The organism is Thalassococcus sp. S3 (genome assembly GCF_004216475.1).
Taxonomy (GTDB): domain Bacteria; phylum Pseudomonadota; class Alphaproteobacteria; order Rhodobacterales; family Rhodobacteraceae.
Genome location: NZ_CP022303.1, coordinates 4,598,970 through 4,612,159, shown reverse-complemented (window position 1 = coordinate 4,612,159; position 13,190 = coordinate 4,598,970). Strand labels below are relative to the sequence as shown.

General features: G+C 57.9%; 10 protein-coding genes. 5 read left to right on the top strand and 5 right to left on the bottom strand.

Annotated elements, in window-relative coordinates; translation table 11 throughout:
• Positions 1-233: 233 nt before the first annotated feature.
• Together CFI11_RS22490 and CFI11_RS22485 are read left to right on the top strand one after the other, a co-directional pair.
• Positions 234-1,253, top strand: a complete 1,020-nt coding sequence (locus tag CFI11_RS22490) for a LysR family transcriptional regulator (RefSeq protein WP_217358738.1) — start codon at positions 234-236, stop codon at positions 1,251-1,253.
• Positions 1,254-1,261: 8 nt separating this feature from the next.
• Positions 1,262-2,194: a LysR family transcriptional regulator gene (locus tag CFI11_RS22485; RefSeq protein WP_165390378.1), complete on the top strand. Its 933-nt coding sequence runs from the start codon at positions 1,262-1,264 to the stop codon at positions 2,192-2,194.
• Between the two features lie 45 nt (positions 2,195-2,239).
• Here the strand turns inward: CFI11_RS22485 and CFI11_RS22480 are convergent, their stop codons facing one another.
• The 3 genes from CFI11_RS22480 to CFI11_RS24435 form a co-directional block, all read right to left on the bottom strand.
• Positions 2,240-3,973, bottom strand: coding sequence for a hybrid-cluster NAD(P)-dependent oxidoreductase (locus CFI11_RS22480; RefSeq protein ID WP_130409715.1), 1,734 nt, complete (start codon positions 3,971-3,973; stop codon positions 2,240-2,242).
• A gap of 65 nt (positions 3,974-4,038) precedes the next feature.
• The gene (locus CFI11_RS22475) at positions 4,039-7,266 is read right to left on the bottom strand and encodes a 4Fe-4S binding protein (RefSeq protein WP_130409714.1); all 3,228 of its coding nucleotides are present in this window, start codon (positions 7,264-7,266) and stop codon (positions 4,039-4,041) included.
• Between the two features lie 66 nt (positions 7,267-7,332).
• Positions 7,333-7,584, bottom strand: a complete 252-nt coding sequence (locus tag CFI11_RS24435; protein ID WP_165390377.1) for a hypothetical protein — start codon at positions 7,582-7,584, stop codon at positions 7,333-7,335.
• Between CFI11_RS24435 and CFI11_RS22470 the strand changes: the two genes are divergently transcribed.
• The 3 genes from CFI11_RS22470 (at position 7,576) to CFI11_RS22460 (ending at position 11,470) form a co-directional block, all read left to right on the top strand.
• Positions 7,576-8,679 (top strand): cytochrome-c peroxidase, encoded by a 1,104-nt coding sequence (locus tag CFI11_RS22470; protein WP_165390376.1) that lies wholly within the window; start codon positions 7,576-7,578, stop codon positions 8,677-8,679. The two genes, CFI11_RS24435 and CFI11_RS22470, sit on opposite strands and share 9 nt — an antisense overlap.
• Before the next feature lie 61 nt (positions 8,680-8,740).
• Complete coding sequence (locus CFI11_RS22465; RefSeq protein ID WP_165390375.1) at positions 8,741-10,423, top strand: DAHL domain-containing protein; 1,683 nt, start codon at positions 8,741-8,743, stop codon at positions 10,421-10,423.
• A 129-nt stretch (positions 10,424-10,552) separates the two neighbouring features.
• Entirely contained in the window at positions 10,553-11,470 is a 918-nt protein-coding gene (locus tag CFI11_RS22460) for a response regulator (RefSeq protein ID WP_130409711.1), read from the top strand.
• Between the two features lie 18 nt (positions 11,471-11,488).
• Here CFI11_RS22460 and CFI11_RS22455 read toward each other — a convergent pair whose 3' ends face one another.
• Both CFI11_RS22455 and CFI11_RS22450 read right to left on the bottom strand, forming a co-directional pair.
• Positions 11,489-12,133: a metallophosphoesterase family protein gene (locus CFI11_RS22455; RefSeq protein ID WP_130409710.1), complete on the bottom strand. Its 645-nt coding sequence runs from the start codon at positions 12,131-12,133 to the stop codon at positions 11,489-11,491.
• Positions 12,134-12,640: 507 nt separating this feature from the next.
• The gene (locus tag CFI11_RS22450) at positions 12,641-13,024 is read right to left on the bottom strand and encodes a nuclear transport factor 2 family protein (RefSeq protein ID WP_130409709.1); all 384 of its coding nucleotides are present in this window, start codon (positions 13,022-13,024) and stop codon (positions 12,641-12,643) included.
• Positions 13,025-13,190 lie beyond the last annotated feature (166 nt).

Below are 13,190 nucleotides of genomic sequence, written 5' to 3'. Positions count from 1 at the left end.
GAAGCCGCACCGGTGAATGGCGTTTATTTGCGCAGCTCCGTACCACCTCGACGCCTTTCAGACGTTTTAGAACCGATGGCAGCAATGGGGTTAAAGATATGATCTCAAAGCATTCTTTGCCTTGTCGGGCGGATGGCTACTGCGATCGGCGGTCGACATCCGCAGACGCATGTCCGCTCTTGGACGAGCTTGATTGATACAAGCATATGATGATTGGCAGAGACACCGGACAGATGGAATATGCTTTCGAACAGAAAGATCCACCACGCTTTTCGGCGCAAATCCGCCCTCCTCGTTCTCTCAGACGCAGCAGACAGTATCTTGACGGCAAGTTGGCGGGGATCGACCTCAACTTGCTGACCGCTCTTGAGGCGTTGCTGATCAGTCAGAACGTCACGCATGCGGCCAAAAGGCTTGGTCAAAGCCAACCGGCAATGAGCCGGGCGCTCGCACGCTTGCGGGATCTTTTGGGGGATGACCTTCTGGTGCGCAGTTCGACCGGGATGCGCCTGACCTCTCACGGTGAACATCTGGCACAAAAGGTCCCCGCTGCGATGAGCCAGATCCGTCAGCTTGTCGCGGCACGTGACACATCCGCGGTCGAGGTGAAATTGTCGGTCAGCTCTCACCTCGCCCCTGCGATACTGCCAGAGATCCACAAGGCGACACGGGGATCGCCTTTCGTGTTGAGCATGCTGACCCATGGCAGCGTAAGCGAAGGGCTTGATCGCATCTCCAATCGGACCGCCGACTTTCTGCTGGGTCAGTTCGACGATCTTGGTCCTGACCTCGAATCGCGTGCCCTGTTCTGGGAAGACTTCGTGACCCTGCTCTCCCCCAAGTCTGCGTATCTGAATGGAGGACGGATCGCGGCGGCGGATTTCACAAAGCTCACGCATGTCAATCTGGTGACCAACGGACGGGAAAGCTTTCCTCAGATCGGGCAGGCATTGTCGCAGATCGGGATGAGCCGCAACAATCTGGTAGAGATACCCGACGTGGCGTCGGCCGCCTTCATGGCGGCTGAGGGCGGATTGGCCCTAACCGTGCCACGCACGGTCGCAAGTTGGGTGACCAAGCTGCTGCACCTGACGGCTGTGACGCCACCCGTTGTGATCGCGCGGCAGCCGATCTCCCTTGTCTGGCGGTGTCAGCGCTCAACATGCGACACCCCCGCGCTCGTCGGTAGTATTTCGAACGCTGTCCTGGCTTCTCTCGACAACAGTGCTCAGGACGTTGCCTTGACTGGATGAGGATAGCAATGCCTGCAAGCAATCGGGAACTGGAAGAATTCGATGACAGCAATCTCAGCGACATCGACTTAAATCTGTTGGTCACGCTCAGCGCGCTCTTGCGCTGCAAGAACGTTACACATGCCGGCAGGGATGTCAGGCTTAGCCAACCCGCCACTAGCCGTGCGCTTGGACGTTTGCGCAAGATGTTCGACGATCCGCTGCTGGTCAAATCCGACCGCAGCTTTGAACTCAGCCCGCTTGCGCGTTCGATCGAGGCCAAGTTGGTTACCGTGCTGGAAGACGTCTACGACATCTTCAACGAATGCAGGACTGAGCCGGACCGTTTCGCGCTTGCGCTGCCGGACCATCAGGCGTTGTTGCTGACCGCCCCGCTCAGCGCCTATTTGCGCCAGATCTCTCCGAGCACCGTTTTTTTGCCGCTGATCGGGCACAACAACGTGATGCCCAGGTTGGAGAGCGGGGAACTTGATCTGGCCGTCGGGCGCGCGGACGATGCGCCCCCCGGTTTTTTCTGTCGCACGCTTCCGGTCATCTCGTCCCGGTGTCTGGTAAGCCGCGATCATCCCGCGCTGGAACAACGCACCTCTTTTGCAGAGCTTGGCCAGTTCCTTTCAATCCGGATCGGCACGGCCTACCAGACCGGGTTCGGAGAGGTGTATGATGGCCTAGAGGCTATACGTCCCCGAGGCAGAGAAACCCTGACCGTGCCGGACGTGCAAACCGCTGCCCGTCTGGTTCTCGATACCGACGCGGTTTTGATCCTGCCCCATTGTTCCGCGACCCTGCTGGCCGAGCGCTACGGTCTGGCCACGTTCGTTCCCCATCGTGATGATATTCCCGACTACCAGATCTCGCTGATCTGGCATGAGCGCTGTCACCGAAACAGCATACACGCGGCGATCCGAAGCAAGATCGCGTCCCTGATCACCGACGCCTGACGCCGTCATGCGATCCAGCGGGTCAACCTTGCGCCGTTGTTGGGATCAGGTTGTCAGAGTGACCTTGCCTTCGGCTGTACCAAGACACGTCAGAACGTAGCCTTCGCTGACCTCTTCGACGCTCAACGCGCCCGTGTCCTCCATATCGACCTGACCGGAGAGGACCCGCATCTTGCAGGTTCCGCACGCTCCGGACCGGCAGGCACTGTCCAGCGTGATCCCGTTTTGCTCTGCCGCTTCAAGGATCGTCTGGCCGGGTTGAACCAAGAAGACATCGTCTGTGTCATCCAGCGTCACTTCGGCAGCGCCCGCCCTGGGCTTTTCCTTTGTCGTCTCTACGGTTGCGACAGGCAGACGTATCGGCTGGCTCTCTTTCGGATCGGCGGGCAAGCTGTTTGGCCGCTGTTGCGGGGCAAGGGCCTGCGGGGGGATCTTTGAGACAGACCCTCCGAAGCTTTCATCGTGATAACGCTCCATCGGAAAGCCCAGGCCGTCCAACATCTGCCTGACGGCGTCCATGTAGCCGTTTGGCCCACAGACAAAGACTTCGCGCTCCAGGAAATCCGGGGCGAAGCTGCGAAGCTGCGCCTCATCGATCCGACCGTGAAGCCCGTTCCAGGCCAGGCCGTTTGGCACAATGCTGGGCACAATGGCGAGCTGCAACCGCTCGCCCATCTCAGCGCTCAGATGCAGAAGCTCTTGATGGAAAATGACGTCCTGGGGCGTGCGAACACTATTCATGAACACCACGTCCGCATCCGTCGACGTATCGTTGAGCCAGCGCAACATCGACATCATCGGAGTGATGCCGCTGCCCCCGGATAGAAACAGCAGTCGATCAGCCGGATGATCGACGCAGGTAAATCCGCCCGACGGCCCAAGTATATCCAGTTCTGTTCCGACCTGCATGTTGCTGAAAAGCCAGTTGGAGACCCAGCCCTTTTCAACGCATTTGACGGTGATCGACAGGGAATACGGGCGCGACGGTGAGGACGAAATTGTGTAACTGCGGCGTAGCAACCGTCCGTCGATGGGCAATTCGAGGGTTACGAATTGTCCGGGTTTGAAATCAAAGAGCACAAGAGGTTCGGCAAGGAACGTATAGGTTTTGCAGTCATGGGTTTCTTGCCTGACCCCAACACAGCGAACGCGTGTGCGCACACCTTGCCACAGGTGATCGCCCTGAGGCGCGAGCCTCGTTGCAGGCCAGATACATCTGGTGGACGACAGCGCCCGGTTGCCGGTCCTTGCGAGCGCCTGGGCCGGCGGGTGCGCTGGGCGTTCCCGCGGCTCGGAGGTTGGTACGGAAGCGGCTTCATCAGCCGTTTCGTCACTCAGAAGGCTCTCGACCTGTGCGCGTGCCTTGGCGCGTCCTTTTTGCTCGCCCATGTTGAATTTCAGAGCGGGATAGCTGCCTCCCAGCTCTAGCTGTTGCAAAAAACGGTTCAGCGAACGTTTGAACGAGGCCGCGCGTGTCTCACCCAGGCCTGCATCAAGGTCTGCCAAGCTCGCTGACAGGGTATCGAAATCGACCTTGAGACTGCCCGCCTCATAGGCTGCCCAGATGGACGCGTAGTCTGCCCGCATGATGTGCAGAGCGTCCAATGCGTCTTCGTTATCCGTCCAGCTTGGATCTTTCAGCAACGCCTGGAAACGGCGTACCTCCTGCGGCTGAATGTCATTTTCGCTGTCAGCGATCGCGACGAAGATCGAGAACATAATGTTCGCAAGGCCGTTTGATGCGTCATGGGCCTGAAGTTGGGAGAGTGTCGTCGTCATATCTCAATCCTCATCGTATCAATTGGTCGGCGGTGGGTGATGTCGGTGGGCGCCAAACACGCGCGTCAGTCGGAATGGGCCGGTGTCACATCGAAAATCGTTGCATCCATAGCAGGGGTGGGCTGGCGCCTGACGCTGGCGCCCGCTTTCTGGCGCGCTACTGCAAGCTCGGGATGGTCCTCAAGCTGGATGGTCAAGGCGAAATCGCTTGCGACCTCCAGCACGATCGGAGAGCCCGTTTGCGTCAGGGATGGTTCGATCAGGTCACCGGCCTCGAAGATCTGCGTCGTCGCGGTCTCGAAGTCGCCTGGATCAAAGGCTCGGACGGATCCGAACGAGACGAGATAGCTGTAGATATCCGCGTCTTTCGGAAGAATTTTGTCACCCAGAACCTGCCGGCGGATCCGGGCGGTGGCCGCGATCTCACTCAATGTTCGTATTGGCAGATTTCGCAGCTGGCGGTTCTGCCCCAACATTGCCATCCGCATCACCGGTTCCAGCGGAAGGATCCGGCCATTTGCGGCGTCCTCTTCCCAGTGCAGTTTCAACGACGGAGCATTGTCGCCGGGCGGCCCAAATCTGACCGTCGCATCCGCCGGTAGAATGGTGGATTCATCAAGGACGGCTTTGGAATTGACGGCAAGCTCGGCAGAGCCGACGCGGACAAGCCGTAGATCACCGTGGCTGAACCTCAGCGCGCCGTGATAGGCCCAAACGGAGGGATGCGCGATGACGATATCATTGCTCAGTGCACGTCCGACCGACAATTGGCCATCGCGGAAGGTCATGACCTGAACCGGCTGACCGGGAAGCGTAAGTTCAGCGCGGATTGCGAGATCTGGGTTTTGGTCCTGTTGGCGCACCGCATCGGGATCGGTCAGCCGGTCAAAGACGTCCTGCAAGAGCCAATGGCCGTCCGGCACCTCCTGCATGAGACGTGCCGCGGCGGAGCGTGCGCATTCGAGATCCTCGTAGGTGTAGAGTGTCAGCCCAAGGGCGAGAAGAAAATGGTCGTCGTCGCTCAGAAGGACTTCGAAACTCGCTTTGCGGTCAAAGCTGGCGCTGACCACATCCCGCAGATTGCGGGGCGGAATATCGTCCGGCCGGTCCATCGGTTCCGGGAAGATGTCTTGCGGATCGTGGCCCTGCAGGATCTGCACGATCTCAGGCGCCAGCGTGGTCTTCCAGGTCATGCTTTGGTCAGGTGCTACATCGCCCTGCATCATTCGATCCAGCAGATCGCCTGCCAATGCGGCCATATCCGCCGCATGCCAGCGGGCTGGCGGGGCATCCTGCAGAACCCGCAATATCGACAGGCCATGAGACAGCAGGGCGGCAATCTGGGTATCCAGAACCCGCAGTGTGAGTTCTACAAGGCTGGCTGTTAGTGGGTCGCCGGTATCGGTGGCCTCTATCGCCAGACGCACGGCAAGCTTCTCGGCCAGGCTTTCGTTTGTTTCAAGCATCGCCTGACTGAGCCGTCCGCCGGGGCCGCAGAGTTCAGCGATCACCCTTTGGTGTTCCGCACCGGTGATCTGAAGGCTGGCCTGCATGATCTCGATGGTCGATTGAAAGGTCCGATCATTCAGGATCGCGTCAAGGGACAGTCCGGTCGAAATGCGCTCCGCAACGCTGGACCCGACGATCTCTCTGTAATTCGCCAAGCAGGCCTGTTTTTCCGCATCGCTGAGCTGCACGATGTCGGCGGTGCTGGTATCGGGCACGCCCAATTCTTCCAGCAGCCGTAAATGCTCGGCATCCGAGATATCCATTTGTGTGCGGAAATCGTGCAGCAATCGAAGCGAGGAGGGGCTCGCCGTCGTGCCCAGCGTGATCGCCTCGTCCAGGATGTTGCGATAAGCCATCAGCTTTTGCTCATGCGAGAACGCCGGCAAAACCTTTGTCAAAACATAAATCTCATCCGGTTTGAGGTCGTCCAGAGGCCGTCCGCCAAGATAGCGACTGACATCGACTTTCAGCTTCTTGAGTTGGCCAAGCAGGCTCGAAGCCATGCTTTCGCGCTGATACTTCAGCGGCGAGCATTGAAGGGCCTGCCAGAGCCACATGGTGGACAGGGCGACGATCACAAGATCCACCACATGCATGGCGAGCGACGGAAGCAGCAAAAGGTTGGGTCTGCCGCCGAAGAAGTAGAATGTGTTGATCGACAACCATGCACTGACGCTCAGACACTGGTTGATGATATCCGCCTCGGTGATCGTGTCATTGCGCCGGATGTAGCGGTAAAGCCGTTCCGCCAGCATGCCGATGATCAGGGATGTCAGGCAACTCAAGCTCATCGTGATCGGAACGGCGGCGAGTTTCGGGATGGGAACTTCGCGGCCCATCAGGAAAAATCCAGGGTCGAGCAGTTTGCCCAGCGTGTCGGCCTCGTGCGTCCAGAAGCCAGAGAAGTAGTAGTCCCAGTTTCCCGAATAGAGATAGTAATAGCCATAAAAGCCCACGATCAGACCCAGGAACATATAATAGACCTTGCGGCGTTGTGGGTTGCTGATGCCGTCCCAGTAGGAGCGCTCAAGATCGATGTCGCCGCAGCTTGCGGTGCAGGCGACACAGGCGGTCTGATCGCCGTTCGGGCCGGAGGATCTGCAAATGGATTGCGGCAGGCGCGGACGAAGCAGATGTGGCGCACTTTCCAGCAGGCCGCGCGGCTCGGTATAGATCTTTTGCACCACGTTTACGGGGCAGAAGTAGTTACACCATGTCTTGCCGCCCCAAAGAATGCCAACCACGATCGCAGCGACGATGATGGACAAGAGCGCGATGGCCAGCGCGGTGCGATCGCTGTTTATGAATAGCAGCCTGGCATTGATGCCCAGGAACAGAAGCCAGAACTGGAAGTACCAGACATTACGGGCGAGCCAGCTGTCCTGATCAATCAGCGCCAGGACCCGGTCAAGTTTGCCGGTGCGACGTTGGACCTTTGTCTTCCACCGGCGCAGCCCCAGGTAGCGGGGGATTTGTGAGGCCATCGAGAGCGGGCAGATCCTGCGCCATGCCTCGTGCCCGAACACCATCAGAAACAGCGGCACAAGAGGAACGGCCATCGTCCAGAAGATGCGCGCGCCCATCTCGTAGGGCGGAACATCGTAGGTCTGCCCCTGCATCTCGGCAACGGGCTTATCGATCCGAAACGGGCTGGAGAGGTTTTCTGGCCGGGTCAGCTCAGCCGTGACGGGGTCCCAAAACAAGGATGCGATCAGCCCCAGCCATGCAAGCAACAGCGCTGATCTCAGAGTGAACATGCTGCGTTCCGAGGTGCGAGCGAACATGGGCTACTCCGCTTGGTTGATAGAGGGTTTGGATCGCAGGCCGAAAGTCCTCAACGCGCGAGCGCATCAGACAAGTATTCGGATTTTATCTAAACGGAACAAATCGTTAGGTAAGAAGGGCCTGCCCAAAACCAGAACAGAGCCGCTGCCTTCAGGGGGCAGTATGGCAGGCGAAAGTCCAACTCCAAACAAACGATGGCTGATGCCGCCATAGCCAATACGCATGGTGGTTTCAGCGCGTGAATGGGCGATGAAAAAGGGCAGGCACCGCATGTCGGAAGCCAGCCAGGCGGGAAACGCGGCGTGCACATGCTCCATGCAGATACCCCTGCCATCGCAAAGGAACGGGAGACGATGATGACGCAATCGCCAAGGTTACGGAGAAACGCCACCGAGCGTCTGGCGCATACCGGCGCCCCGTCAGGCCGCCCGATGCCGCGTTTGGCTCGCGTTGCACTCTCATTTGCCTTCTTCGTATGGGTGTCGCCGCCCCAAGCCGTGGCCGAAGAACCGATCAGTCCGCTTCCGACATATCTGGATCTGGATCCGGCAAAGGTCGCGCTTGGCGAGGCGATGTTCAACGATCCGCGTTTGTCGGCAACTGGGGAGCATGCCTGTTCCCGGTGTCACGTGATCGGTCTGGGGGGATCGGACGGCTTTCCAACGTCTCCCGGAATTGATGGCGAGGCGAGCGCGACCAATTCGCTGAGCATCTTCAACACCTCGTTCAACTTTCGGCTGAACTGGGACGGTCGGAACCTGTCTCCGACCGAACAGGTCACGGCAGTGGTCGAAAATCCTGTATTGATGGGTGGCTCCTGGCCGCAGATCGTGAAAACGCTCAATGCTGATCCTGGAACGTTAGAGGCGTTTCAGGAGGTCTATGGCGATACTCCGAGCCAGGCCAACATCGTTGACGCGATAATCGAATACGAGCGGTCGCTGACCACGCCCAACGCCCCTTTCGACAGGTATCTTCGCGGCGATCAGACCGCGCTTAGTGACGCGGCATTGCAAGGCTATCAGGACTTCAAGTCGCTTGGATGTGTCGCCTGTCATCAGGGTATCAATGTCGGCGGCAACATGATGCAGGTCTTCGGCGTGTTCGGCGAACCGGCAGCCGCTGCGGCGGGTCCTGAGACGCCGGGTGCATCGAAAAGCAATCTGATCTCTGATGAGCGCCCCGTCTTTCGCGTTCCCAGCTTGCGCAATGTTGCTTTGACGGCCCCCTACTTTCACGATGGATCCGTCGAGACGCTGCCAGAAGCCATTGATATCATGGCTGAATACCAGCTGGGTCGCCGAATTGACGATGCAACAGTCGATCGCATCGTCGCTTTTCTGAACGCGCTGACGGGAGAGTATCGCGGCGTGCCGCTCGACCAGCTCTCCCATCAATCCGAGGGGGAGTAACAGACGCATGTCGGCCTGGGACACACTGCAAACTTCGAAAGTGTTATTTAACAACAAAGCATTGGCGATCAGCATCGCCGTTCTGTCGGCACTGACGCTCGGCTTTGCTGCGGCGCTTACGCTGCTCCAATCCTCCAACAGGGATTTTGAGCAGTTTCGCACGGGCCTTGCCGAATTGCAGGCGCTGGAATCCAGCTGGAGTTCCGACATCCTGGCCCTGCAACTGGGGTTGATGCCGAATTTCGACCCTGTCTCCTACCCGATCCGCCAGTTGCGCAGTATGATGAACGATCTGGAAGAGGCGACCGAGAACAGCCGAGAGCTGACCGGTTTCCAGAGCGACCTGCAGGATTATGCAGCCGCCTTCGATCAAAAGGTGGCCTTGGCCGAAAGCGTCAAGGCCAGCTATGCGATCCTGATCAATTCGGCGAGCACCTTGCCCATCGCCGTCTCGGAATTCTTCGAGCATTCCGGCGAGAAGGAGCTTTCGGCGGATGTGCAGTTTCGGTTGGCCGATCTGTTGTCGCGGATCTCAACCGGTATCGCCAGCTACATGATCACGCCGTCCGAGGCGTTGCGTGAGCGGTTGGAAACCGAATTGCAGCTGCTCGATACCGTCATTCAGGAGACATACCCCGAGCTGTCCGACAGCACCCGGCGTCTGATGGCACATGCCGATGTCGTGCTGCGTGAACGTCAGCTTGGCAGCGAACTGATGCTGGCCGTGCCCCGTGTTGCGACCGGCGACATTCTCGATCGGCTTCAGAACAAGATCGCGGCGTTGCAGGTCTCCTCGGAGGCGGTCAGGACGCGAACCCGCGACGCGGCCATTCTGTTCGGCCTTCTTGTGCTCACGGGTCTGAGCCTTCTCATCTGGCGGGCGCGTCAACGGTTCCGCAAAATGGATCAGGACAAGCTGTCCCTCCAGAAGGCGAACAAGGATGCCCAGGACCAACTGATCCAGTCGGCGAAGCTGTCGGCCATGGGACAGATGGTGGCCGGCATCACGCATGAGGTGAACACGCCGCTGGCCTACGTGAAAACCGTCTTCGAGCTTATTAAGGAAAAGCTGCTGGAGCGGTCCGAGCTGATGGTGGATCCGGATGTCGAAGATGGTGCCGAAGACGGCGTCGCCGAGTTGGAGATGCTGATCAATGATGGTCTTCACGGGATCGAGGAAATCTCCACCCTTGTGACCACGATGAAGAACTTCAGCAGGCTCGACAGGGGGCGTATCGAAAAGCTCTCTGTGGAAGAGGCGCTCGACAGTGCGCTTCTGATCGCGCGCTCAAAGCTCAAATACGTGGCCGAGGTGGTTAAAGATTATGACAACGTCCCGGACATCGTCGGCGCCCCCACGCAGTTAAAGCAGGTCTTTCTGAACCTGATCAACAATGCGGTTCATGCCCTCTCGGAACAGAATAAACAGGGTCGCATCGTCTTGAGAACGCAGATGACCTCGTCCGACTTCGTGAAGATCGAGATCCGCGACAACGGCCCGGGTATTCCCGAAGAGATCATGGCGCAGATCTTCGATCCGTTTTTCACCACCAAAGCCGTCGGAGAGGGGACCGGAATGGGGCTGTCGATCTGTTACCGGATTATCGAGAACCATGGCGGTACCATCTCTGTCAATTCGGTGGTCGGTAAGGGGACCGTATTCACCATCACGCTCCCAAGACGGGGCACATTGGAAGAAGGGAAGGAGATGATCGGTGACCATGAAAGCATTCAGGCAGCCTGAGATAGCAGGCGCATTTACTCTGATGAAATCGACGACTTTGCGTGCACGGTTCGTCGACAGATCAGGCAAACCGAAATCGGGACACGCCTTCGTAGTCACCGTTTCACCGAAAAGGCGAGGTAAATAGAAATGTCTGCAAAACCGGCAGTCCTCTTCGTGGATGACGAAGAACGGATCGTGAAGCTGCTCAAGATCATGTTCCGCAACACCTATGATGTCTATACAGCGCAAAGCGGGCAGGACGCGCTTGCCATCCTTGAAACGCGGGAAATCAAGGTGATCGTGAGCGATCAGCGGATGCCAAATATGACCGGCATCGAGCTTTTGTCGCAAGTCCGCGAACGCTGGCCCGATACGGTCCGCATCCTGCTTACCGGATACAGCGATCTTGTGGCGATCATCGGTGCCGTGAATGAAGGCGAAGTGTTCCGCTTCGTGAGCAAACCATGGGATCAAAATGAACTGCGGGCCATCGTGGCCGAAGCGATCGAGACTCAGCAAAAGCCTGAGGAGGTGGAAACCGAAATATGTGAGGTGGACACAGACCCGCAATTCAGTATCGCGTCAAAACTTCTGACGATTGATGGTGTTCATGCAGATCGGCAGGAAGTCGTTGAGATGTTTACCAAGGACTATCATGTCCACTCCGCGGCTACCATTCGCGAAGCGCTTGAAATCATCCAGCAGGAACAGATCGGCGTCATTGTAACAAATACAGAAGTGGAAGGCATTGACGTTTCTGAAATGCTGGCCCGGGTGTCGGAGATCGACCCAGCGATCACAGTGGTCGCGCTGACCTCGAACCCGGACAGTGATATGATCATCAAGCTGATCAATCGCGGGCGCATTTATCGCTTTGCCATCAAGCCGCTCAGCCCGAATGTATTTCGGCTGGCCGTCAATACGGCGATGCGGGAACATCACCGGCGTCTCGCCGACCCGCGACTTATGCGGAACAGGATCCAGCGAAAGGCCGGTGAGGACGGGGATGTCAGCATTTTCGAGGATTTCGTGAACAGCCTGAGCCGGTTCACCGTGGTCAACTAAAATTACGAAGGAAAAGGCTTACTCCAGCCACAACACATCGACCGGACCACCAGACGCGGCGTCGTCGAAGACACCGACAGCCAATCGGCCCGTAAAGACGGCGCCGCAGTCCAGATTGCTGCGCCATTCCAGAAGAAGCGGACCGTCACGCACCGGTGTATGTCCATGCACGACATGGCGGCCCCGATATCCTTCATCCGCGGTGCGGGGATAACGGTGCCAAAGCGCGATCGCTTCGGGCATTTCATCGAGATTGTATTCCGGCTGAACCCCGGCATGAACATATACCCGGTGTGGATCGGCATGTATCATGGGTAAATCCGACATCCACGCCATGTCCTGCGCAGTGATTTCCCCGCCATAAGAGGCGAGCGCCGCATCGCCGCCATTGCGCCGCCAGTTTTGCATCATCTGCGCATCCGACGGGGCCTGCAGCGCCATCTGTTCATGATTTCCGCGAAGACAATGCCAGATCCAGCCGGTTGGCGGGCCTGCTCTGAGACGGGCGATCACGCCAGCGCTGTCGGGGCCGCGGTCGATGTAGTCTCCAAGGAAGATCACCGTTCCAAAGCGCGCGCTGCCTTGGATCCGGTGAAGAGCCCGGTCAAGAAGGTCCGCTCGCCCGTGAAGATCCGGGACCACGTAGGTCAGTGAGCTTGCCAAGGTCTATCCCGCCTTCCAACAGATGGATGAGCCCGGCAGCCACTCGACAGTCAAAACGACATACCCGTGCGTGATGTGATGCTGCGAAGCTGAGCAATAGATTGCCGACATCCAAGGCCGCATAATCCGTTGATGCCACAAAGGGTGTTCAATTCGGCTGCGCGGCTGTTCCATTAGCGATCCGTCCAAGTTCCGGGCCACCATTGTGGAAGAAAGAAGTCTTTTATTTCCATGTGATTACAGAGATTTCAAAGTAGGCAACTCATCTATTACAGTCCCATCTCAACACCTTATCGCAAGCTGACCGATCAGCCTATAGAGGGGAAAAAGGGCGGCGCCCCCGATCTTTGCCGGGCTCTGGGATGAAGGTGAGGTGGGGCATCGCGAGACTGCACCGCGCCTCCTCACAAAAGTCACTATGCTTGTGGTGTCGCTTTCCCGCGGGATTGTCCGATCATGCCGCTTTTCCGATTGAAACCCTGTCGATGATAGAATGCGGCGCCCGATCTAGAACATGCCGTTGGTGTGGGCGCTGGTGGCTGGCAGCTCCTGCAACACGTCCCAATGCTCCACGATCTTTCCCGCCTCATCCAAGCGGAAGATGTCGATCCCTGCATATTCCAGGCCTTCGGGCCAGATCTGGTGACAATGCAGGATGACGTGATCGCCCTCTGCAAATGCGCGTTTCACCTCAACCCGCTTGCCAGGATACTCAGCCGCCATCTTCTCGAAATAGTCAATGAAACCGTCCTTGCCGGTGCGCACATGCGGGTTGTGCTGGATGTACTCATCTCCCGCATAGGTGTCGATGGCTTTGCGTGGTTCGCATGCATTGAACATCAGTTCATAAAAGGCAATCACATTACGTTTGTTGGTCGCCAGATCTGCCAATTATCCGCTCCTTCTCATTGATGGTGCTGCTAAGGGTCCACGATCATGATCTAGCGGATCGAGCTGATGGCATCCACCGCCGCCTTTTTCGCACGCATAGCACATCATTGTCTTTCACTGCCACAACCGGTCGTTGGCGCCTTATCTTCCCGTAATGCGGCGTTGA